This window comes from Microbulbifer pacificus (assembly GCF_033723955.1).
In the GTDB taxonomy this organism is placed as follows: Bacteria; Pseudomonadota; Gammaproteobacteria; order Pseudomonadales; family Cellvibrionaceae; genus Microbulbifer; species Microbulbifer pacificus.
In genome coordinates, this window is record NZ_CP137555.1 from 4,059,745 (window position 1) to 4,080,889 (window position 21,145).

Annotated in this window: 13 protein-coding genes and 1 other RNA gene; 4 read left to right on the plus strand and 10 right to left on the minus strand. The window is 59.3% G+C overall.

What is annotated here, in order from left to right:
- Positions 1 to 25: 25 nt before the first annotated feature.
- Genes R5R33_RS17190 through R5R33_RS17215 form a run of 6 tightly spaced genes read right to left on the minus strand, consistent with a single transcriptional unit; the run spans position 26 to position 7,171 of the window.
- Positions 26 to 1,654, minus strand: coding sequence for a BatD family protein (locus tag R5R33_RS17190; RefSeq protein ID WP_318953924.1), 1,629 nt, complete (start codon positions 1,652 to 1,654; stop codon positions 26 to 28).
- A gap of 47 nt (positions 1,655 to 1,701) precedes the next feature.
- Positions 1,702 to 3,600 carry a VWA domain-containing protein gene (locus R5R33_RS17195; RefSeq protein WP_318953925.1) on the minus strand — a complete coding sequence of 633 codons (1,899 nt, stop codon included), beginning with the start codon at positions 3,598 to 3,600 and terminating at the stop codon, positions 1,702 to 1,704.
- Entirely contained in the window at positions 3,597 to 4,661 is a 1,065-nt protein-coding gene (locus tag R5R33_RS17200) for a vWA domain-containing protein (protein ID WP_318953926.1), read from the minus strand. Before R5R33_RS17200 ends, R5R33_RS17195 begins: the two co-directional genes overlap by 4 nt.
- Positions 4,654 to 5,238: a DUF4381 domain-containing protein gene (locus tag R5R33_RS17205; protein WP_318953927.1), complete on the minus strand. Its 585-nt coding sequence runs from the start codon at positions 5,236 to 5,238 to the stop codon at positions 4,654 to 4,656. Before R5R33_RS17205 ends, R5R33_RS17200 begins: the two co-directional genes overlap by 8 nt.
- The gene (locus tag R5R33_RS17210; protein ID WP_318953928.1) at positions 5,235 to 6,200 is read right to left on the minus strand and encodes a DUF58 domain-containing protein; all 966 of its coding nucleotides are present in this window, start codon (positions 6,198 to 6,200) and stop codon (positions 5,235 to 5,237) included. Before R5R33_RS17210 ends, R5R33_RS17205 begins: the two co-directional genes overlap by 4 nt.
- An 11-nt stretch (positions 6,201 to 6,211) precedes the next feature.
- Entirely contained in the window at positions 6,212 to 7,171 is a 960-nt protein-coding gene (locus R5R33_RS17215; RefSeq protein ID WP_318953929.1) for an AAA family ATPase, read from the minus strand.
- Between the two features lie 276 nt (positions 7,172 to 7,447).
- Here R5R33_RS17215 and R5R33_RS17220 point away from each other — a divergent pair, with 276 nt between their 5' ends.
- Positions 7,448 to 12,334, plus strand: a complete 4,887-nt coding sequence (locus R5R33_RS17220; RefSeq protein ID WP_318955754.1) for an NAD-glutamate dehydrogenase — start codon at positions 7,448 to 7,450, stop codon at positions 12,332 to 12,334.
- Between the two features lie 146 nt (positions 12,335 to 12,480).
- A complete protein-coding gene (locus tag R5R33_RS17225; protein ID WP_318953930.1) occupies positions 12,481 to 13,521 on the plus strand; it encodes a quinone-dependent dihydroorotate dehydrogenase in 1,041 nt (346 codons plus the stop codon).
- A 160-nt stretch (positions 13,522 to 13,681) separates the two neighbouring features.
- On the opposite strand, the gene rmf is transcribed toward R5R33_RS17225, so the two are convergent.
- A complete protein-coding gene (gene rmf, locus R5R33_RS17230; RefSeq protein ID WP_318953931.1) occupies positions 13,682 to 13,885 on the minus strand; it encodes a ribosome modulation factor in 204 nt (67 codons plus the stop codon).
- Between the two features lie 362 nt (positions 13,886 to 14,247).
- On the opposite strand from rmf, the gene rlmKL reads away from it, so the two are divergent.
- On the plus strand, positions 14,248 to 16,437 hold the full coding sequence (gene rlmKL / locus R5R33_RS17235; RefSeq protein WP_318953932.1) for a bifunctional 23S rRNA (guanine(2069)-N(7))-methyltransferase RlmK/23S rRNA (guanine(2445)-N(2))-methyltransferase RlmL: 2,190 nt from the start codon (positions 14,248 to 14,250) through the stop codon (positions 16,435 to 16,437).
- Between the two features lie 18 nt (positions 16,438 to 16,455).
- Here rlmKL and R5R33_RS17240 read toward each other — a convergent pair.
- From R5R33_RS17240 to R5R33_RS17250, 3 genes are all read right to left on the minus strand, one after another.
- A non-coding RNA gene (locus R5R33_RS17240) (sX9 sRNA) lies at positions 16,456 to 16,530 on the minus strand.
- A 50-nt stretch (positions 16,531 to 16,580) separates the two neighbouring features.
- Entirely contained in the window at positions 16,581 to 18,944 is a 2,364-nt protein-coding gene (locus tag R5R33_RS17245) for a bifunctional serine/threonine-protein kinase/formylglycine-generating enzyme family protein (RefSeq protein ID WP_318953933.1), read from the minus strand.
- A 21-nt stretch (positions 18,945 to 18,965) separates the two neighbouring features.
- On the minus strand, positions 18,966 to 19,964 hold the full coding sequence (locus R5R33_RS17250) for a PP2C family protein-serine/threonine phosphatase (RefSeq protein ID WP_318953934.1): 999 nt from the start codon (positions 19,962 to 19,964) through the stop codon (positions 18,966 to 18,968).
- A 289-nt stretch (positions 19,965 to 20,253) separates the two neighbouring features.
- Here R5R33_RS17250 and R5R33_RS17255 point away from each other — a divergent pair, with 289 nt between their 5' ends.
- Positions 20,254 to 21,138: an FHA domain-containing protein gene (locus R5R33_RS17255; protein ID WP_318953935.1), complete on the plus strand. Its 885-nt coding sequence runs from the start codon at positions 20,254 to 20,256 to the stop codon at positions 21,136 to 21,138.
- The last annotated feature ends 7 nt before the right edge of the window (positions 21,139 to 21,145 follow it).

The window sequence follows — 21,145 nt, forward strand, 5'->3', positions numbered from 1 at the left end:
AAAGCGCTGAATTCGTTTCAGCGCTTCAAGCAAATAGATCGGGTAATAATGTTTTTGAAGTTGCTTGTTCGTTCTGTATTTCTCTATCGATTATTCGTTTCACCAAAACTCTAATTTGCCCAATATTAAGTGGTCGTGACGGTTGCTTATATAGGGCTTCGCTTACAAGCTCTCTTAGTTTTGTGAACTCCTCAGTTTCTGGTGTGCCCCCCGCATATCGAGTGTTCAGCCATTTATCTAAGGTTTTATTCAGTAGGCGGGCGTCACCGCTATCTATAGCTATGGATAGTTCTCTCGTTAATGCTCTCAAGTTCAGATCTTTTGTGTTGTTTTTGTTTTCCGGTTGGATCCTATTTCGGCGTTGCTGGATGAAATAAACAAGCCAAAATAAATGTGACGCGAGTGCAGCAATGGCAAGATTACGCCAGAAGTGGTCCTTGTTGATGGTGGGCTGCATGTCAGGCGATATCTCGTTACTTGGACGAGTCTGCTGCGCAGCTTGGGGCAAAGCGCCACCTGAGACTTTAAAGCGGAATGCCGGCAGCTGAGTCGCCCGCTGACGTCCAGTCTTGCTATCCCACCAAGTGATAGTAATCGCCGGCAACTGATAACTGCCGGGCTGTGTAGCAACAATCGCGGTGGTTTCAATACGACTGCCGGTAATGCCATTCGCACCAGATTGGTCTTCTTGCTGCGGTTGGTCTGGATAGGTTTTCAGGGCTTCGATATTCAGCTTCGGTAGTGGCGGAAGCTGCGCTGCGCGGAGACCTTCTGCGCGCATGGTAATGATGCGGGTAATGGGCTCGCCAACCTTGAATTCCTCTGGGTCTTTACTCCAGCTCTGCACCAGGCCGAGGCTGGCGGCGGGGAGCCAGTGGCTGCCGGTATAGCTATCGGGTTTGGGGTCAACCTGTATGGTTTTTGCTTCCGAGCGCAGACGGATGCGCTGGGCGTTGCGGTTGAAGAGGGAAAAGGGGTCCCGGCGGCCGGTGACAGCAACGTAATTTAGTGCCGGAATCTGCAGTTCGCCCGAGCTTTCCGGGAATACGGCGTAGGTGAGTTCGTAGACGGCGTGGCCTACGCCGTTGATTCTGCGCTCGTAGCGTTGTTCATCGACTTTCTCAACATGTGCGCCGGCGATCTGCAACGGGTCGGTGGCGATGTCGTGGAGGCCCACCGTTGTGTACAAGCGGACTTTAACCAGGAGTTGTTCCTGGACGTACAGTTTCTCTTTATCCAGCTCGACCTCGAGAAACGCCTGCTGGCTGTTACCGCTTGGCGATTCACCGGCTTTGTTTACGGTGATCGGGATGGCGTCGGAAACCTGGCCGTGGAGGTGGAGTGAAGGCAGGAAGACTTTGCCTTCTTTCAGGGGCGCCAGCACGAGGGTCCACTCGACATAGCTTTCGGCATGGCCATTGATGACCCGGTACTGGTTGGACTGCTGGCGAGAGAGCACTTCGAAGTCCTGCTCCAGCAGGTTGAAGTCCGGTTGGCCGCCACTCTGGGGGCCGCTGTAGCGCAGGGTGAGGGTGAAGGTCTCGTTGATGGCAAGTTCGTTGCGATCGACGCTGGCCGTCAGGTCCTGGGCATTGGCGAGGCAGGAGAGGGCGAGCAGTAACAGAGCCGAGAAAATTCGGGAAAATTTGCGCATGAAATCGCCTGTAAACAGGCTCCTACGGGTTGTTTTTTTGGAGTGGGTTACCATCGCTGGGTGGCTCCATTTTCCGGGGGCTGCCATTCGCCGCTGCGGTAGGCGCGACGGCGCTGCAGGCTTTCGTATTTAAACTTTTCGCGCATCAGGCCGGCGGGATCATCCGGTATCTGGCGCAGCCACTGATCGAGGGCTTGCTGGGTTTCCGGGTCCAGCGGGCTTTGCTGATCGCTGGGTTGAGCCTGTGCGGATTGTTCCTGCTCTTTTCCGTCCCGAGGCTGTCCATTCTGCGCCTGTTGCTGTTCGTTTTCCGATTGTTCCTGCTCGCCCTGGTCTTGCTGGCCTGAGGAGGATTGGTCCTGCTGGGCAGACTGCTGATCCTGCTGGTCTTGGGAATTTTGCCCGGCATTTTGCTGCTGGGACTGTTCGCCCGGCTGCTGGTTCTGCTGCTGATCCTGTTGGTCTTGGCTTCCCTGGCTCTGCTGGTTCTGGTTCTGCTGATTCTGTTGCTGATCACCCTGCTGTTGCTGGTCCGATTGCTTACCCTGGGATTGCTGCTGTTGTTGCAGCTTCTTCAGTTGTTCGGCGATTTCACGATTGTGTGTGGCGTCCGCAAATTCCGGGTTTTGTCGGATCGCCTGGTCGAAGGCCTTGATTGCCTCATCAAACTGTCCCTGCTGGGTAAGGCTGTTCCCCAGGTTGTAGAGCCCCTGCGGATCATTGCTCTGGGCAAAGTTTTTCGCCGCGGCGTCGTACTCGCCGGCTCGATACTGTGCGGTGCCGCGCCACTGGGAGTTTTCAAACCGCTTTGCCGCGCCCTCGGCATCGCCCTGTTCCAGCAGCTCGCGCCCCTGCTGATTTGGGGTTTGCCAGAGATTTTCAAGCTCAGCGGCCTGAGCCTGGGGTGAGGGGAATGTCAGTATCGCCGCGGCCAAGGGCAGGGCGCAGGCGAGGGTACCCTTGCGGAACAGCAACAGCATTAACGGCAATAACAGCAGAATCAGCCACGGGCCCTCTTCATGCCACTGGTCGAATTCGCGCTCGGTCAGTTCCGCCTGTTGCGGGCTGCTGTTTTCCGGCAGCACCCGGGCAATATCGCTGTCATCCACGGTGATCTGGGAGAATTCGCCGCCGGTGCTGTGGGCAAGCCTCGCGAGTTCCCGGCGATCGAAATTGGTGATGACGATTGCACCGCTGTCGTCGGTAATAAAACCGCTGCCATTGCTTTTGGGGATGGGGCTGCCGTCGCCGCTGCCGACGGCGAGAATCGACAGGCTGACATTACTACCACTTAACGCATCTTTGATGGTGCCGACGGCGGATTTGTCGATACCGTCGGTGACCGCAAGCAGGCGACCATTGCCATTGGCACCATCCCTGATCAGCCTGAGTCCAGCTTCCACCGCCATTTCAATATTGCTGCCCGGCACCGGCATGATCAGCGGGGAGAGTGACGGCACCAGGTTGGCGATGGTACCGGTATCGTCGGTCAGTGGAGTTACCACGTGGGCTTCGCCAGCGTATGCGACAAGGGCGGTGAGCCCGTCTTTGCGCTGCTTGAGGATGTCCAGGATTTTCAGGCGCGCGCGGGTGAGGCGATCTGGGGAGAGGTCCGTCGCCATCATCGAGGGCGACAGATCCAGCAGGATCACCAGGGCGTCCTGGTTGCTGTAGACCGGCGTTGGCAACTTGCGCCAGCTGGGGCCGGCGAGCGCAACGATGGCGCCGGTCAGCAGGGCAAATATCAGGGTAAACAGCCAGGGGCGTTTCTCTCCACCACGCATCAGTAGGTAGGGCAGGAGGTTCGGGTCGATCAGTTTTTGCAGGCCGCCGGCGGCCAATACGGTGCGCGCCAGAGCCCAGCAGGTGATGGCGGCGGGCAGGATCAGCCACAGTAGTGCCGGGCGCAGGAAGTGGAACTGGCCGATGTCGTTCAGGAAACTCATATATTGAGGCTCCCGTTGCCGTTGGTAGTAACACCGGAATCTTTCGCGGCAGATCGGCGCGATCCAATGTTCGACATTGCTGTGCCGATCAGTGGCGCTGTGGCCCAGAGTGCTGCCAGCAACAGGGCGGCTCCGAGCGGCCAGATATAAAGAGCGCGCAGTGGGCGATAAGTTTCCGCTTCTTGCTCCACCGGCTCAAGTCGATCCAGCTCTGTATAAATGTTCGCCAGTTCCTCAGGATTGTGTGCGCGAAAATAGCGGCCGCCGGTTTTGTCGGCGATGGCCTGCAGTGTCTCGCTATCTAGGTCGCGGGACGGGTTGACGCGGCGGGCACCAAAGCGGGAGCCGAGCAGCCCGGGCTGTACCATCTCTTCCGCGCCGACACCGATGGTGTAGACCTTTACCCCGGCTTGTTTCGCCAGTTCCGCGGCCTTCAAAGGTTCGACTTCGCCGGCGGTGTTGGCGCCGTCGGTGAGCAGAATCAATACGCGCTGATCCGCCGGGCGCTGGGTGAGGCGTTTTACGGATAGGCCGATGGCATCGCCGATTGCGGTGCCCTGTCCGGCGAAACCGATTTGCGCTTCACCGAGCAGCGTGTCGACGGTCTCGCGGTCAAACGTGAGCGGTGCCTGCAGATAGGCGCGGGTGCCGAACAGGACCAGTCCCAGGCGGTCGCCTTTGCGGCGCAACACAAAATCACCCACCACATTTTTTACCGCAGTAATACGCATGGCAGGGTTGCCATTCAGAATCATGTCCGGGGTTTCCATGCTGCCGGAGATGTCCACGGCAATCAGCAGATCGCGGGCACTGCTAGTCTGGGTGATGGGTTCGCCGTACCACTGCGGTCGCGCGGCCGCGGTAACCAGCAGCGACCAGATCAGCCACAGCAGCAACAGGTTAAAGAGGTTGCCGGTCGCGCTGCCGCCCTTGCGCGGTAGCTGCTGGTAATACGGCACTTTGAGTGCACTGTTCAGCGGCTCGCTTTTGGGAAGCAGGCGGCGGGCGAGCAGGGGCAGCGGCAGCAATAAAAAAAGCCAGGGGAGGGCGAATTCAAACAACTTCGGCCTCCTTATCGGGTGCCTGTTGTAACGCCGGGCGCTCTGACTCTTTCTTGTGTTTGCGCACCCAGTCAATCGCGAATGCACGCAGGCTTTGCAAGCTTTGTCGGTCGCCATCTGCGCCGCTGTACAGATTTTCCAGCAGCGCGCGCCGTGCATTTTCCGGTAGCGGAACTTCGGACGAGGACTCGAGGAATCGGATCCAGCTCTGTCCGGTGAGGGGGCCCGGCGCTTTACGGCCAAAGGTCACCACCGCCACGCGTTTCAGCAGGAGATTGATGTCCTCGATTGCGCGGGGGGCAGTGAGGTCCAGCGCCTGCAACAGTCGCACGCCCTCGGCCCGGTAGAGATTGCGGCGGCGCTTCTGGCGCAGGCGCGAGTACAGGATCATGCCGGCGAATGTCAGCGCGATCAGGACTGCGGCAAGAATCCACCACCCGGGAGCCGGTGGCCACCAGCCGATGGGGGCAGGTTCGTGAATATCCCGCAACTGGGCCAGCAGCTCCTGCATCTCCGGTGTCATCGGATTGGGCGGCTGCGGCGCGGCCTGTTTCAACGATAGCGAAAGTAACCTCACGCCTGCCTCCGGCCGTTTGTGGGCTGGCGCTCGCCATAGCGGCTCAGCAGTACCGGCACTACCGGCTGGGTATTGTCGAAGTCCAGCAGCGGCAGGTTCAGTCGCCGGCAGATCTGTGCCGTCTGCTCGCGCACACGGGCCTGGTCCAGGGCGAATTGCTGACGGAGCCCGCGGCTGGATTTGCCCAGGAAGGTGCGCTGCTTGCCGTCGCTAATGGTCAGCGGCTGCTCCGGCAGCTGCTGTTCCAGCGGGTCGATAATGCGCAGTACCTGCAGGTCCGCGTGGCGGGTGAGCAGGTAGAGCGATTGCTCGCAGTGTTCGTCGAGGTCGTGACAGTCGCTGATCAGGAACAGCGCGCTGCCGGGGCGGGCAATACGGCGTGCCTCTTCCAGCAGAATACTGAGTGGCTGGCTGCCGCCGTTGGCGATCGGGCTCTGCAGGGCGCTGGCGGTCTCTACCATGCTGTGAATGGCGGCGAGCACTGCATGGTGGCTGCGGCGCGGGCGCACGGTTTCCACTTCTGCGTCAGAAAAAAGCAGGGCGCCGATACGGTCGCCGTGTTGCAGTCCCGCCCAGCACAGTGCCGAGGCGATGCTACAGGCCGCCACGGACTTGAACGCATTCTGGCTGCCGAAAAACATCGGGGAGCGCAGGTCCAGCAGGATGACTACCGGGCGCTCGCGCTCCTCCTGATACAGCTTGGTATGGGTTTTCCCAGTGCGCGCGGTGACACGCCAGTCGATGGAGCGTACGTCGTCGCCGGGTTGATAGTAGCGTACTTCCTCGAAGTTCATCCCGCGCCCGCGATAGCGGGTGAGCAGGTTGCCGGCCTGGTCGCTGCGATTGAGCCTGGGTTTGAACAGGCGCAGCTGGCGGGCGATATGGCGCAGGCGCACCAGCGGCGCCACTTCCGGATAGGCGCCGCGCAGGTTCAGTTCGCTGTGATTGATCGCTTTGTGCACGTCCGTCAGCCCTAGATTGCCGGTACCTGTTGCAGCAGGCGGCGAATGACCTGGTCGGGGCTGGCACCGGCGGCTTCCGCTTCAAAACTCAGCAGCAGGCGGTGGCGCAAAACATCCGGGGCAATCGCCATCACGTCATCCGGGGTTACATAGTCGCGTCCGGCGAGCCAGGCATAGGCGCGGGCACAACGGTCCAGTGCAATGGTGGCACGTGGGCTGGCGCCGAAGTCGAGCCAGGCGGCGAGTTCCGGGTCGTAGCGCTCGGGTTCGCGGGTGGCGATGATCAACTGCACGATATAGGTCTCCACCGCTTCCACCATGGTCAGGTCGAGGATTTCCTGGCGCGCGGAAAAGATGGTGTCCTGACTGACGATGGCATTGGGACGACCCTCACCATGGCTGGCCTCGGCACGTGCCAGCTGCAGAATTTTTCTCTCCGATTCCGCATCCGGGTAAGAGAGATTGACCTGCATCAAAAAACGGTCGAGCTGGGCTTCCGGGAGCGGGTAGGTGCCTTCCTGCTCGATGGGGTTCTGGGTGGCCATCACCAGGAACAGCTCGGGCAGCGCGTAGGTTTTGCGGCCGACGCTCACCTGTCGCTCGGCCATGGCTTCCAGCAGCGCGGACTGCACCTTGGCCGGGGCGCGGTTGATCTCATCCGCCAGGATAAGGTTGTGGAATACGGGGCCCGGCTGAAAATGGAATTCGCCGGTCTCGGGGCGATAGATGTCGGTGCCGGTAATGTCCGCGGGCAACAGGTCCGGGGTGAACTGCACCCGGTGGAAGTCACCCTCGATGGCATCGGCCAGGGTTTTGATCGCTTTGGTCTTGGCGAGCCCCGGCGCGCCTTCTACCAGAAGGTGTCCGTCGGCGAGCAATCCTATGAGAATTCTATTGACCAAAGTTGCCTGGCCAATAATCTGCTGTTCCAGCCATTCACCCAGAATTTTTATCTGCTGGCGTGTGTCCATATCGTCACTTCTTTTGCCGATTTCCTGTTTCAATACGCTGCCCGGGACGAGGGGCTAACTATCATTAGAGCACCTCTATATATAGTCACTTGTACGGTATTCGCGGGCCGGTTGATTTTAGCGGCGATGCGCTGTGAGGCAACCGCTGCGTCTGTTTGGGCGACCAACGGGCGGCAAAGTAGACAATGAAACTGACGTTTTGTTCTACGTTAGTGCAAAAAATTTAGCATTCTGGTCCGCGAAGGCGATCGCGGCGATGGGAGGAAGCACGTGAATATGGCGACGGTCATTACCGATAGCCGGGAGGAACTGCTGGCGCAGGTCAGCGGGTTCATTCGCGAGAAACTGGGGGATAAGGCGGAGCCCGTGGCCGCCTTTGCCGAGCAGTTTCTGAATCAGTACCCTCTGGAAGATCTGGCCGGGCGACGCCTGGCGGATGTATACGGATGTATCTACACCTGCTGGGACTTTATCCAGCAGCGCACTGCCGGTGAACCGAAGATCCGGGTATTCAACCCGCGTCTGGAGGAGCAGGGCTGGGAGTGCTCCCACACCGTGGTGTGTGTGCTGCAGCGGGACATGCCATTCCTGGTGGACTCGGTACGCATGGAGATTAACCGTCGCAATACGGTGATCCACTCCATCAAGAGTACCGTGATGCATTTGCAGCGTGGCGACGACGGCCGTTTGCAGCAGTTGCTGCCACGCGGGCTTAAAACCATCGACGAAGTCGACGGTGATCCGAAGGTGTCCAGCGAGGCCCTGATCTACCTGGAAATCAACCTGGACACTTCCGCCTCCCGTGCATCCGAACTGGCACGTGCGATCCGCGAGGTACTCGGTGACGTAGAGCTGGCGGTGGATGACTACGTGCCGATGCTGGATACCTGTGCGGCGATGGAGGACCAGTTGCATGCGGGGGTAGCCGCTAATGACGCCAATCTGGAAGAGGCTGCCGCCTTCCTGCAGTGGATGCGCGACGGCAATTTTACCTTCCTCGGTTACCGCGAATATGAGTTTGGCCAGCAGGGGGACGAAAAGATCCTGTGTGAGGTGGAGAACCGCCGCCTGGGGATTTTCAAGAGTCTCGAGCAGCATGCGGAACCCACGCCGGAATATGCCTTCAACGAGGGCAAGCAGCGCTTCTATCAAGGGCCAAACTTCCTCACTTTCGCCAAGTCCTCGATGAAATCTCGCGTGCACCGCGCGGCTTATTCGGACTATGTGAGCATCAAGCGCTACGGCGCCAATGGTGAAGTGATCGGTGAGTCCGCGTTTATGGGGCTCTACACGTCGCCGGTGTACACCGAAAGCCCGTCGAAAATCCCCATCATCCGCCGCAAGCTGGCATCGGTCATCGAGCAGAGCGGCCTTGCGCCGACCAGCCATGACGGCAAGGCGCTGAAGCGGATTCTGGATACCTTCCCCCGCGACGAACTGTTCCAGAGCAGCACCCGCGAGCTGTTTGACACCACCCTTGGTGTGCTGGCGATGAACGAGCGCGCGCGCCTGAAACTGTTCATGCGCAAGGACCCGTTCGGCAAGTTTGTCTCGGCCATGGTGTATGTGCCGCGGGACCAGTTCAACAGTGAGGTGCGGGAAAAAATCAGCAGTCGCATTGCCCGCACAATTCACGCGCTGGACTCTGATTTCACCACCTATTTTTCCGAGTCCATCCTCGCCCGTGTGCACCTGGTGTTCCGGGTCGACCCCAATGAGCCAGTAGAATTTGATGTAGCGCGACTGGAGGCGCAAATCGTGGATATCACTCGCAGCTGGGAAGACGTTTTCCAAAGATCCCTGATTGAATCCCATGGTGAGGAAGAGGGCAGCCGCCTGATCAGCACTTTTGGCCAGGCGTTCCCGGCGGGCTACCGCGAGGACTTCGAGCCGCGCATTGCGGTGCAGGATGTGAGCTTTATCCGCGAGCTCGGCGCTGACAATCGCGTCGCCATGAGCTTTTACCAGCCCATTGGCGCTGAGCCCGGCAGTCTGCGCTTCAAAGTATTCAACCTGGGTTGCGGTCTGACCCTGTCCGATGTGATCCCGGTGCTGGAAAACCTCGGTCTGCGGGTGATGGGCGAATTCCCTTATACCATCCGCCCGCGCGAGCAGCAGGATGTGTGGATGCATGAGTTCCACCTGGAGTTTGGCCTGCCCACCCGCATCGATGCCCAGGCTTCCCGCTCCCTGTTCCAGGATGCCTTTGCGGCGATCTGGGATGGCGTAGCCGAGAGCGATTCCTTCAACCGCCTGGTGCTGGCGGCGCGCCTCAACTGGCGCGAAGTCAGTATGTTGCGCGCCTATGCCCGCTACCTGAAACAGACCAAATTCAGTGCGAGCCAGTCCTACATCGCGGCGACACTTGCCAACCATGTGGAAATCACCCGCAACCTGGTGGCACTGTTCCGTGCGATGTTCGACCCGCGTATCAATGCCACGGATCGCCAGGACCAGTCGCGGGTTGAGCGCCTGATCAAGAAAATCCACGAAGGTTTGGACGCGGTCGACAACCTGAACGAAGATCAGGTGATCCGCCGCTACCTGGACCTGATTCGCGGGACACTGCGCACCAACTTCTTCCAGCTGGACGAGCACGACCAGCCGAAGGATTACATCTCCATCAAGTTCAGCCCGCGCAATATCCCGAATATTCCCGAGCCGCGTCCCGAATTTGAAATCTTCGTGTACTCCCCGCAAGTGGAGGGTGTACACCTGCGCGGTGGCAAGGTGGCGCGCGGCGGCCTGCGCTGGTCCGATCGTCTGGAAGACTTCCGCACCGAAGTGCTGGGTCTGGTAAAGGCGCAGGCGGTAAAGAATGCGGTGATCGTACCCAGTGGTGCCAAGGGCGGATTCGTGGTGCGCAGGCCGCCGGCCGACAGCAGCCGCGAAGCGTTTATCGAAGCGGGTATCAAGTGTTACAAGACTTTTATCCGCGGCCTGCTGGACATCACCGATAACCTCAAAGATGGCGAGGTGATTCCCCCGGAGCGCGTGATCCGTCGCGATGAAGACGACCCCTATCTGGTGGTTGCCGCGGACAAGGGTACCGCCACCTTCTCGGATATCGCCAACAGCATCGCCGCCGAGTACGACTTCTGGCTGGGCGATGCCTTCGCCTCCGGCGGCAGCAACGGCTACGACCATAAGAAGATGGGTATCACCGCCCGCGGTGGTTGGGTATCTGTGCAGCGCCATTTCCGCGAAATGGGTGTCAATGTACAGGCGGAAAACTTCTCCGTGATCGGCATCGGCGATATGGCGGGTGACGTGTTCGGCAATGGCATGTTGCTGTCCGAGCACATCTGTCTGCAGGGTGCGTTCAACCATCTGCATATTTTTGTGGACCCGACGCCAGACGCCACCAGCAGCTTTATCGAGCGCAAGCGTCTGTTCGAACTGCCGCGTTCCAGCTGGGCGGATTACAACCGCAGTCTGATATCCAAGGGCGGCGGCATTTTCGAGCGCCGCGCAAAATCCGTAAAAATCACTCCGGAAATGCAGCAGGCTTTCGACATCAAGGAAGACCAGCTGACCCCGAACGAGCTGATCAGCGCGATGCTAAAGGCACCGGTGGATCTGATCTGGAACGGCGGTATCGGCACCTACGTGAAAGCCACCGGCGAAAGCAATGCGCAGGTGGGCGACAAGTCCAACGACAACCTGCGGGTCAACGGTAACCAGCTGCGCTGCAAGGTATTCGGCGAGGGTGGCAACCTGGGCATGACCCAGCGCGGGCGCATCGAGTTCTCCCTGAACGGCGGCCGCTGTAACACCGATTTTATCGACAATGCCGGTGGGGTGGACTGTTCCGACCACGAGGTGAACATCAAGATCCTGCTGGACAAAGTGGTGGCCAATGGGGATCTCACCGAGAAGCAGCGCAACCAGCTGCTGGAGGAGATGACCGAGTCGGTGGCGGAGCTGGTGCTGGACAACAACTACAACCAGACCCGTGCGCTGAGCGTGGCGGAATACCAGGTGGGAGATCGATTCGATGAATACCGCCGCACAATCATCTCCCTGGAAGCGGAAGGGCGCCTGCGTCGCGCGCTGGAATTCATTCCGGACAACGACACCCTGAATGATCGTCAGAACAAGGGGCTGTATCTCACCCGCCCGGAGCTGGCGGTGCTGATTTCGTATGTAAAGGTGAAGTTGAAGGAAGAACTGCTGCACGCGCGCATCATCGACAATGACCGTGTGCAGGAAGCGGTGGAATCCGCCTTCCCGCCGGCACTGGTCGCGCGCTACAAGGGACTGGTCTACGACCACCAGCTGCGTCGGGAAATCGTATCCACCCAGGTGGCCAACGAACTGGTCAACAGCATGGGGATCACGTTTTACCACCGAATCAGCGGTGCGACCGGCGCGGATATCGATACCATTGCGGCCGCCTATATCAGTGCGCGCGATGTGTACCTGATGCCGGAATTCCAGGATGGGGTAGCGGCACTGGACTATAAGGTGCCGGCGGAGCTGCAGATGCAGCTGATGAACTCCATGATTGGTCGGGTACGCCGCGCCACCCGCTGGTTTGTGCGCAATCGCCGCGGTGAGCTGGACCCGGCGCAGGAGCGGGATCTGTTCCAGGACTCCGTGCAGCGGGTCATTCGCGCACTGCCGGAAGTACTGAGCGGTGAACCCCTGCGTGAGTGGCAGAGCCGTCACGACCAGCTGGTGGACGCGGGTGTGCCGGAAGACCTGGCAATGCTGGCTGCGTCTCCCACTTACCTGTTCTCCGCGCTGGGCATTTCCCAGTCGGCACGGGTAAGTGACCGTCCGGTGGAAGAGGTGGCGAAAATCTACTTCGCACTGGCGGACAAGCTGGGGCTCTACTGGTTCGGCAATCAGATCATCGAATTGCCGGCGGAGAGTTTCTGGCAGTCGCAGGCGCGGGAGACCAGTATGGACGACCTCGACAGCCAGATCTCCAAGCTCGCGATCCACATCTTGCGCCTGGCCAGTGATGACGCGCTGGATATCGACAGCGCGGTGGAGCGCTGGGTGGAGGTCATGGCGCAGCCGATCCAGCGCTGGGAGAGCCTGGTGAAGGAGCTGAAGTCCTCGCCGCAGGGTGATTTTGCCATGTTCACCGTGGCCCTGCGTGAGCTGATGTACCTGGCCAACGCCACCGCTGACCAGGAGTCCCTGACGGCGTAATGGGGCGGTATTTCCGGTCGGGAATTTCCCCCGGAAATCCGCGCAGGAAGTCCGTACAATAGGCGCGCCCGCCCACGGAGCCAAATGCCGTGGCGGGCGCTTATTGTTTGGATTACCTCAAATCTGGATTGCCCAAAAGGAAGCCCATGTATCAACATCTGCGCAAGGCCCTGTTTGCGCTGGACCCGGAGCGGTCTCACTACCTTTCCCTCGACGCCATCGGCGCCGCCGAGCGCCTGGGCTTGATGTCCCTTTTTGCCAAGCCGGTTCCGGATGATCCGGTCGAATTGATGGGGCTGACCCTGCCGAACCCGGTGGGTCTGGCGGCGGGGCTCGACAAAAACGCGCAGGCATTCAATGGCCTGGGTGCACTGGGATTTGGCTTTGTGGAAGTGGGGACAGTGACGCCGCGACCGCAACCGGGCAACCCCCAGCCGCGTCTGTTCCGCCTGCCGGAGGCGGAGGCCATCATCAACCGCATGGGGTTCAACAACCTGGGTGTGGACTATCTCCTGGAACAGGTGAAGCGCCGTCGTTACTCCGGCGTACTCGGCATTAATGTCGGCAAGAACTTTGACACTCCGGTGGAAAAGGCGGCCGACGACTACTGCCTGTGTATGGAAAAGGTCTATGCCTACGCCGATTACATCACCGCGAATGTTTCTTCGCCCAATACCAAGGGCCTGCGGGATCTGCAGTTTGGTGACAGCCTGAGTCAGCTGCTTGATGCGCTGAAGGAAAAGCAGCAAAAACTGGCTGCGGAATACGGTCGCTATGTGCCGCTGGCGGTGAAAATTGCCCCGGACATGGACGATGACGCCATCGCCCAGGTGGCAAAAACCCTGCGCGCGCACAATATTGACGGCGTCATTGCAACCAATACCACCATCGACAAGTCATCGGTGGCGCATCTTGAACACGGTGCAGAGGAAGGTGGATTGAGCGGCCGGCCGCTGACCGAGCGCTCCACCGAAGTGATCCGGAAACTTTCCGCTGAGCTGAACGGGGAAATCCCGATCATCGGCGTGGGCGGGATTTTTGATGGCGAGACCGCCGCAGACAAGATTCGCGCGGGCGCCACTGCGGTGCAGATCTACTCTGGATTCATTTACCGCGGGCCTGAAGTGATTCGCGAGGCGGCTGCTGCTATCGCCAAGCTGCACAAGGGGCGAGTAGTTTCCAGCTGAGGCCTTTGTATAAAGAACGATTTTGACAAAGAGCTCTTTTGAAAAAAGTCTTAAATGAAAAATCCCGGAAAACTGAATCTTCAGTCATTCCGGGATTTTTTTTGCACGTGACAAACGCGATTAAAAAGCGGTGCTGAAAAATATAGAAATTTTTATGCAGCTACATATTGGCCATACGCTGAGCCAGCGCCGCACGCCCGAACCCACTCCAGTAATCCTGCCGCCCCTGGCGCCAGCCGTTTACCCACTCTTGGTGTTGTGATCCATTTTCGTGCGGGCAACTGTTGTGGTTCCTGCCTTCCATGGCAGCAACGTAACCTTTGTGAAAAGCTCTATCGTTGGGATTACGTTTTTGGCGTTTCATAGATAAGGTACCTCTAGCGAATCCAGATCTTCCTGCGTAAGTCTTCCCGACCAATTCTCCAATCGTTATTCCGATAAATTTTCCCCCTTCTACACAATCCAGCTTATTGTGGATGCGGTCCGGCGAGAAGAGTTGCAGTAAACCAGATGGATCACTGTGCCGGAACGAATGGATTTTTCTGAAAACACGCAGGCTTAGGAGAAATCCGTCTAGCCGCACAAACGCTTTTGTCGCTGTGCCTGTAAATGGGGAATGCCATCCCGGTTTCCGGTATGCTTGCGCACATTCAGTGGGGACGTGGCCAGATCGCCATGGTTCCTACTGCCAGAATCGCCTGTTAATGATTGACTGAGATAGAACCTTTGACTGCCCAGTATTCTTTTACCGCCACCTGCCCCAAGGGCCTGGAAAACGTGTTAGCCGAGGAGTTGCGTGCACTCGGTGCCGATGTTGAGCGGGAGCAGCCCGCCGCGGTGCGGTTTTCCGGTGATCTGGCGATAGCCTATCGCATCTGCCTGTGGAGTCGCCTCGCCAATCGGGTGCTGCTCAATCTGGGGCTAGCGCGCGTCGCCGACGCGGACGCACTGTATCAGGCCGTGGTGGAAATCCCGTGGGAAGAACACATCAGTCCCACCGGCGTACTCTGGGTGCAATTTTCCGGAACCAACCGCGAGATCCGCAACAGTCAGTTCGGCGGGCAAAAGGCCAAGGACGCGATTGTCGATCGTTTGCGCAATGCCACCGGTGCGCGTCCGGATGTGGACAAGCGCGACCCGGATCTCTCAGCGATGTTGCGCCTGCACCGGGATACCCTAGAAATCGCCATCGACCTGTGCGGCGACAGCCTGCATCGCCGTGGCTACCGCACCCATATCGGCGCCGCACCGCTGAAAGAAAACCTGGCGGCGGCACTGTTGATGCGCGCGGGGTGGCCGCAGATTGCCGCGGAAGGTGGCGCACTGCTGGATCCCATGTGTGGCTCCGGAACCTTCCTGGTGGAGGGCGCGCTGATGGCCGCGGATGTCGCACCGGGGATTTTGCGCCAGGGTTTTGCGTTCGAGCGCTGGCTGAATCACCAGAGTGACCTGTGGTTGCCGTTACGTGAGGAGGCACTGCAGCGGCGCGCAGAAGGGCTCGCCAAAACACTGCCGGAAATTCGCGGTTACGATGCAGATGCCAAGGTGCTGTTTGCGGCGGAGTCGAATATCGCCCGCGCAGGTCTGGAAAAACATGTGCGTGTCAGCTGCCGTCCGGTTGCAGCATTCAAGGCGCCCAGTCACCGCGAAGTGCAGCCGGGACTTGTGATCACCAACCCGCCTTACGGTGAACGTCTCGGTGAACAGGAAGCGCTGCGGGAAACCTACGCCGAACTGGGGCGCCAGTTGAAACAGGAATTTGGCGGCTGGAAGGCCGCGATTTTTACCGGAAACCCGGAGCTGTGCCACTCCATGGCACTGCGTTCACACAAACAGTACAAACTGTTCAACGGCAGTATTCCCAGTCAGCTTTTGTTGTTCGAAATTCACCAGCAGAGTGAAGGCGGAGAGCAGGGGGGTGAAAAGCCGCGCCCGCAGCTTTCCGAGGAAGCGCAGATGGTGGCCAACCGCCTGCAAAAAAACCTGCGCAATATCGGCAAGTGGGCACACAAGAGCGGCATCAGCTGCTATCGGCTCTACGACGCGGACCTGCCGGAGTTTTCCGCGGCAATCGATATTTACCAGTCCCTGGAAGGGCAGACTTACGCCCACATTCAGGAATATCGGGCGCCGGCGAGTATCTCCGAAGACAAGGCGCGCCGCCGCCTGAGTGAGCTGGTGCGAGCAACCCGGCATGTGCTGGAATTGCCGGCGCGAAACGTCTCGATCAAGGAGCGCCGGCGCCACAGCCACAAGGAAAGCGGCAGTCAGTACCAGAAGCGTGGCGAAGCCAGCGCTGGATTCTGGGTAGACGAGTACGGCGCACAGCTTGAAATCAACCTCTGGGATTACCTGGACACTGGTCTGTTCCTGGATCACCGCCCGGTGCGTCAATATCTGCGGCAGATTGCCAAAGGCAAGAAGTTGCTCAACCTGTTCTGCTATACCGCCACCGCCACGGTGCAGGCAGTGATGGGTGGTTGTGCAGAAAGCACCAGTGTGGATTTATCCAAAACCTATCAGGCCTGGGCGCAGCGAAATTATCGCCAGAACCAGATGGATCCATATCGCCATCAGTTGATCGAGGCGGACTGTCTGCAGTGGCTGCAGGCCGCGCAGCAGAACCGCCGCGGCCACTACGATGTGATTTTTCTCGACCCGCCCACGTTTTCCAACTCGGCGAAAATGCGCGGTGTGCTGGATATCCAGCGCGACCACGCAGAACTGATTCGTCAGTGCATGGCGCTTCTGCGTGCGGGCGGTACATTGCTGTTTTCCAACAACCTGCGCAGTTTCAAGATGGATGAGGACGTACAGGCAGAATTTGTCGTGGAGAACCTGTCGTCCAAGCTGTTGGACAAGGACTTTCAGCGCAACCCGAAAATCCACAATGTGTGGGAAATCCGCGCGAATTAAACACGTAATTTGAAAGGCAGCTAAAAACCGTAGCGAGCGGGTGTTTGGTGGCGGCCGCCGGAGCGGAGGAAGCGGAATGTACATGAAGTACATGAGCATTCCGAGCACCGCCGGACGCCGCCAGGCGCACGCGCAGTAGGTTTTTAGAGCTCCATCACCAGTCTGAATCCCACTTCTTTGGAGCTGGCCTTTTCACTGAGGCCGGTGCGGTAATCCGAGCTGATATTGCGCAAGGGTTCGCGCATGGAGCCGCCGCGCACTACGCGCAGATCACAGTTCTTCAGCTGTACCGGGCGGGCATCGCCGCGGTGGTTGGTGAAGTCGCCGAGAAAACAGTCCTGTACCCACTCGCCCACATTGCCGGCGGTATCGTAGAGGCCGAATGCATTGGCTTTGTAGTTGCCGACCGGTGCGGTAGCGGCAGTGAACAGGGTGTTGAATTCACTGGCGCAGCCGCGCCTGCAATTGGCTTTGCCCTTGGCGCTGCCATCGCCCCACCAGAACGGAGTATTGGTGCCGGCGCGGGCGGCGTATTCCCATTCTGCTTCACTGGCCAGGCGATATTTGTAACCAGTTTCTTGGCTCAACCACGCTGCGTAGCGCTGCGCATCTTGCCAGCTGACATTCACCACAGGTCGTTTTCCGCGGCCCCAATTTTGGTCGTTGGGCAGCGCGCGGCCGGTTGCCTTGGCAAAACGGTCGTAGTCATTGAACGTGATTTCATGGGCGCCGATGGCATAGGGGCGGCCAATGGCAATTTTGTGTTCCGGGCTGGTGAACGGGCGCTGGTTATTGCCCATGGTAAAACTGCCGGGAGACACCACTACCATTTCGGGGCCAGAACCGCCGGACTTGAGCGGCGACTGAAAGTTCCTGCCGGGGAAATATCTACGCTCCAGTTCCACTGCCAAATTGACATTGGCACTGCCAATTTCAATCCAGCGACGCACGGTGCTGTAGCCCGGCTTGCTCACCTCGATATCGTAGCGGCCAGGTTCCAGGGCGATACCCGGTGAATAGCGCGGAACAATGTTCATGATACGAATGCGGGCATCGTTTGGCTTGACCGAAACCAGCAGCGAGTAGGTGGGTGGTGCCTCCTCGACGGCAGGTGTGGGGGCGGGTTCCGCTGGTAAACCTTCTGTTTTTGCTGGCTGCGTGCTGTCGGTGATATGTGCGGGTGCATCTGCCGCGGCAGCGACTGACGGCGCTGCGACCGTAGGTGTAGCGGCTTCCTCGCGGGGTCCCCTGTTGTCCAGATTGGCGCTCTCAGCAGAATTTGCCAAAGCCGCTGGTTCAGCGCCTGCAGAGACCGGCGAGCGGGAGTCCGCCAGCTCTGTTTCGGCCGATGCCGGGTCAGGTGAGGGGGCGCTGGACCACTGGGGATTTTTCCCCCAGATGACCAGGGTGATGATCACTGCGGCGGCAATGATTCCGGCATAACGCCGGGAGCGGCGTTTGCTGGGGGCACTGTCTTGCAGCACCTGCTGGAAGCGCATGATGGTTTGCTGTTCGGCGCGGGGATGCTGCTGGTGCAGCGGTTTGTCGCGCCAGCGCGCCCAGGTGGCACCCAGGCGGTCGCACAGGGTGCCATAAAGCGTCATTACCAGTGCGCGCAGCAGGCTGGAAACACGCACGGAGGTGTTGTTCATTTTGGTGGTGTTGGCGGGGGACTTTCCGTCCAGTGCCGCCAGCAACTGGTCGATGGCATCGACCACATCCAGGCCGCGCTGGAAGCGCTGGTCCGGATCCTTGGCCAGGAAACGGTCGATTAGCCCCTGATACAGCGAGTGACGCGCAGGCAGGCGCGGAATCGGGTCGGTCAGGTGCTTGATGGCGATGGCCACCGCTTCTTCGGCCTGGTAGGGCACGGCGCTGGTGAGCATTTCGTAGAGCACCACCCCCAGGCTGTACAGATCTGCACGGCCATCCACAGCGGCACCGCGAGCCTGCTCCGGGCTCATGTAATGGGGTGTACCCACCACCATGCCGGTGTTGGTCATGCGGGTGGTACGGGCTACTGCGCGTGCCACACCAAAATCCGTGAGCACGGCGGATCCGTCTTCCCGGAACAGGATATTTTCCGGCTTGAGGTCCCGGTGCACATAACCCTTGTTGCTGGCGTGATCCAGCGCCATGGCGATCTGGCGGGTAATGTGCAGAGCTTCCAGTGGCTCGATAGCGCCGCGGGTGAGTGCGTCCGCCACCGATCCGCCGGGCAGGTAATCCATGGCGATATAGTTGAGGCTGCGGTAGCGGCCGATATCGTGAATGGCGACGATATTGGGATGGGACAGCTGGCCAACGATATTGGCTTCGCGCTGGAAGCGTTCGCTGAAAATCGGGTCGGCATTCAGAACCGGCGACATGACCTTGAGCGCCACCTGGCGGCCCATGCTGCGCTGGGTGGCCAGGTAGACGGTGGACATTCCACCCTGATTGATCTTTTTCAGGATCTGATAGCCGGGAATTTCCAGCGAAGCGGCACCGCTGCTGACAACTTCCATTCGAGCCTGTCCCTAGTTCCGTTAACCGTTCAGCAGCTGCCAGGCCGCGTAAACACCGATTGATAAAATAATCGCAATTGTAGCGATTCTGGCGGACAGTGTGCGCGGAAAGGGAAAAATTTGCCGGGACACAGGTGGCCGGGGAGGTGTGCGGGAGTTCAGGTTTTCATCATTTGCTGTCGCCGAAGCCGGCGAGTTGATGACCTGCACGGTGATGTTGTCGCGGCCGCCCGCGTCCAGCGCGGCGGCTACCAGCAGTTCACTGGCACGCTGGTTGTCGGTGTTTTTTGCCAGTATCTGGCAGATTTCATCCGCACTGACATCGTTGCTCAGGCCGTCACTACACAGCAGAAGTTTCTGCCCGGGGTTCCAGGCAAATGAGGCGCGGTCGATTTCCAATGTCGGGTTGGCGGAACCGCCAATGCAGCGTGTAATGACGTGGCGGTTGGGGTGGTTGGCAGCTTCTTCCTGGTTGATGGCTCCGGAGTCCACCAGCATCTGCACATAGGAGTGGTCCACCGTCAGTTGCGTGAGAGAGCCGTGCGGGGCATCCACCTCGGTCTCGTCGCCGCTGTCGGTTGTCGGCGGGGTCCACAGATAGGCGCGGCTGTCGCCGACCCAATAGATATGAAAATAATTGCCGTCTTCTGCCACAACCACCGCTGTGGTTCCCATGGCGGTAGTACTGGTTTCTTCGCCCACGAGAAGGGCGTGGGCACGGCGCAGGGCCTGCTCGTAATGCCGGTCGGTGGCCGAGGAGCGCTGAATTTCTTCGACCACGGTTTGGCTGGCAATTTCACCGGCCTGGTGGCCGCCGAGACCGTCTGCCACGACCCAGATACCTCGGGACTCATCGCCCCAGAAGGCGTCCTCGTTCTGCTCGCGGCGATAACCCGGGTGCGTTGCACCGGCACTGCGCTGCGCTTCACGGAGTACAGGGTGGCTCACCCCACTGGGGCGTTCGCTGCCACCGGCACTTCCGCCGGCATTAACATTGGCATCTACCTTGGCTTCACTCACTGGTATACAACTACCTGTTACCTGTCGTTATTGTCGCAAGTGCAAAACCGCGCTAATCCATGCGGTTTTCGACACTTCCATACTAGAGCCTGCCGGCATTGTAAGCTGCAAACCGATTCACAGGCCAATGAATTTGGCCGTGATAAACTTCCCACAACGGGTTTGAGTTGCAACCCGTACGTGCGCTGGATCTGGCGCCTAACTTGTTTTTCAATTGGTTCTGTTTGGTTCGCAATCGCGGCTGGTTTAAAAATGTACGCCGCAATGCGCATTCGAGGAAACCTGAACAATGCTGAAACTTTGTGACGTAAAAGATGCCAGTCAAAGCGTATGGCTGGTGGCGCCCAAGGTCACAATCGGCCGTGGCAGTCAGTGCGATCTGACACTGGCGGATGCTTCGGTGGCGAAACTCCATGCGGAGATTCTGGTAGACGGGGAAGAGCTGGAACTTCGCAATCTGGCCGGAAATGGCCAGGTGATGGTCAACGGTAAATTGGTTGACGGCAGTTGCCGCCTGTATCGGAATGACCGGGTACAGCTGGGTGAGCGGAATCTCGCGGTGGTCGACCCTAAAGTTACCCGGCTGAAGGCTGCTGGCGCCAATGCCAATGTCTCCTGGGCGCTGCGTGCCAACCACCCGGCCATTGTCGGGCGCGTATTCCCGGTGCGTGAGACCTCTGTGGTGGGGCGTTCGGACGAATGTGACCTGACCTTTGCCATGTCCCATCTCTCCCGCCGCCACGCGCGCCTTGAAGTGCGGGAAGGGCTGTTGTTTGTGGTGGACCTGGGCTCTGCCAACGGTACCTTCCTGAACAATCAGCGCGTCACCGAATGCCGTGTACGACGGGGGGATGAACTGCGCTTTGACAGCCTGAGTTTCAGCGTGGTGGGTCCCGCAGACGATATCGATAAAACCACCGTGCGCCAGGCCGTCCCGCTCCCTGAAGCGGCGCGGCAGAGCGCCGCTTTGACACAGGCCATCGACCGTGCGCGTTCTCGCCCGGCGGTAAAATCACCACTGCAACAAGAGGTGTCCGACGTCACTCACTCCGCACCCGGAGTTGCGGGTGAGGTCGCCAGCGCACGGAGTAACGGCTGGATCTGGATTGGTGCAGTGGTGGCGGCGGTTGTCGTTGGCGGTTATTTCTGGGCACAGGGACAGGGCCTTGTCTAAGGAGCTG

Bases quoted from the DNA above. Each gene is read 5' to 3' on its own strand.
- R5R33_RS17225 (WP_318953930.1), top strand. From the start codon at position 12,481: ATGTATCAACATCTGCGCAAGGCCCTGTTTGCGCTGGACCCGGAGCGG.
- R5R33_RS17255 (WP_318953935.1), top strand. From the start codon at position 20,254: ATGCTGAAACTTTGTGACGTAAAAGATGCCAGTCAAAGCGTATGGCTG.
- R5R33_RS17220 (WP_318955754.1), top strand. From the start codon at position 7,448: ATGGCGACGGTCATTACCGATAGCCGGGAGGAACTGCTGGCGCAGGTC.
- R5R33_RS17215 (WP_318953929.1), bottom strand. From the start codon at position 7,171: ATGGACACACGCCAGCAGATAAAAATTCTGGGTGAATGGCTGGAACAG.
- R5R33_RS17190 (WP_318953924.1), bottom strand. From the start codon at position 1,654: ATGCGCAAATTTTCCCGAATTTTCTCGGCTCTGTTACTGCTCGCCCTC.
- R5R33_RS17195 (WP_318953925.1), bottom strand. From the start codon at position 3,600: ATGAGTTTCCTGAACGACATCGGCCAGTTCCACTTCCTGCGCCCGGCA.
- rmf (WP_318953931.1), bottom strand. From the start codon at position 13,885: ATGAAACGCCAAAAACGTAATCCCAACGATAGAGCTTTTCACAAAGGT.
- R5R33_RS17245 (WP_318953933.1), bottom strand. From the start codon at position 18,944: ATGGAAGTTGTCAGCAGCGGTGCCGCTTCGCTGGAAATTCCCGGCTAT.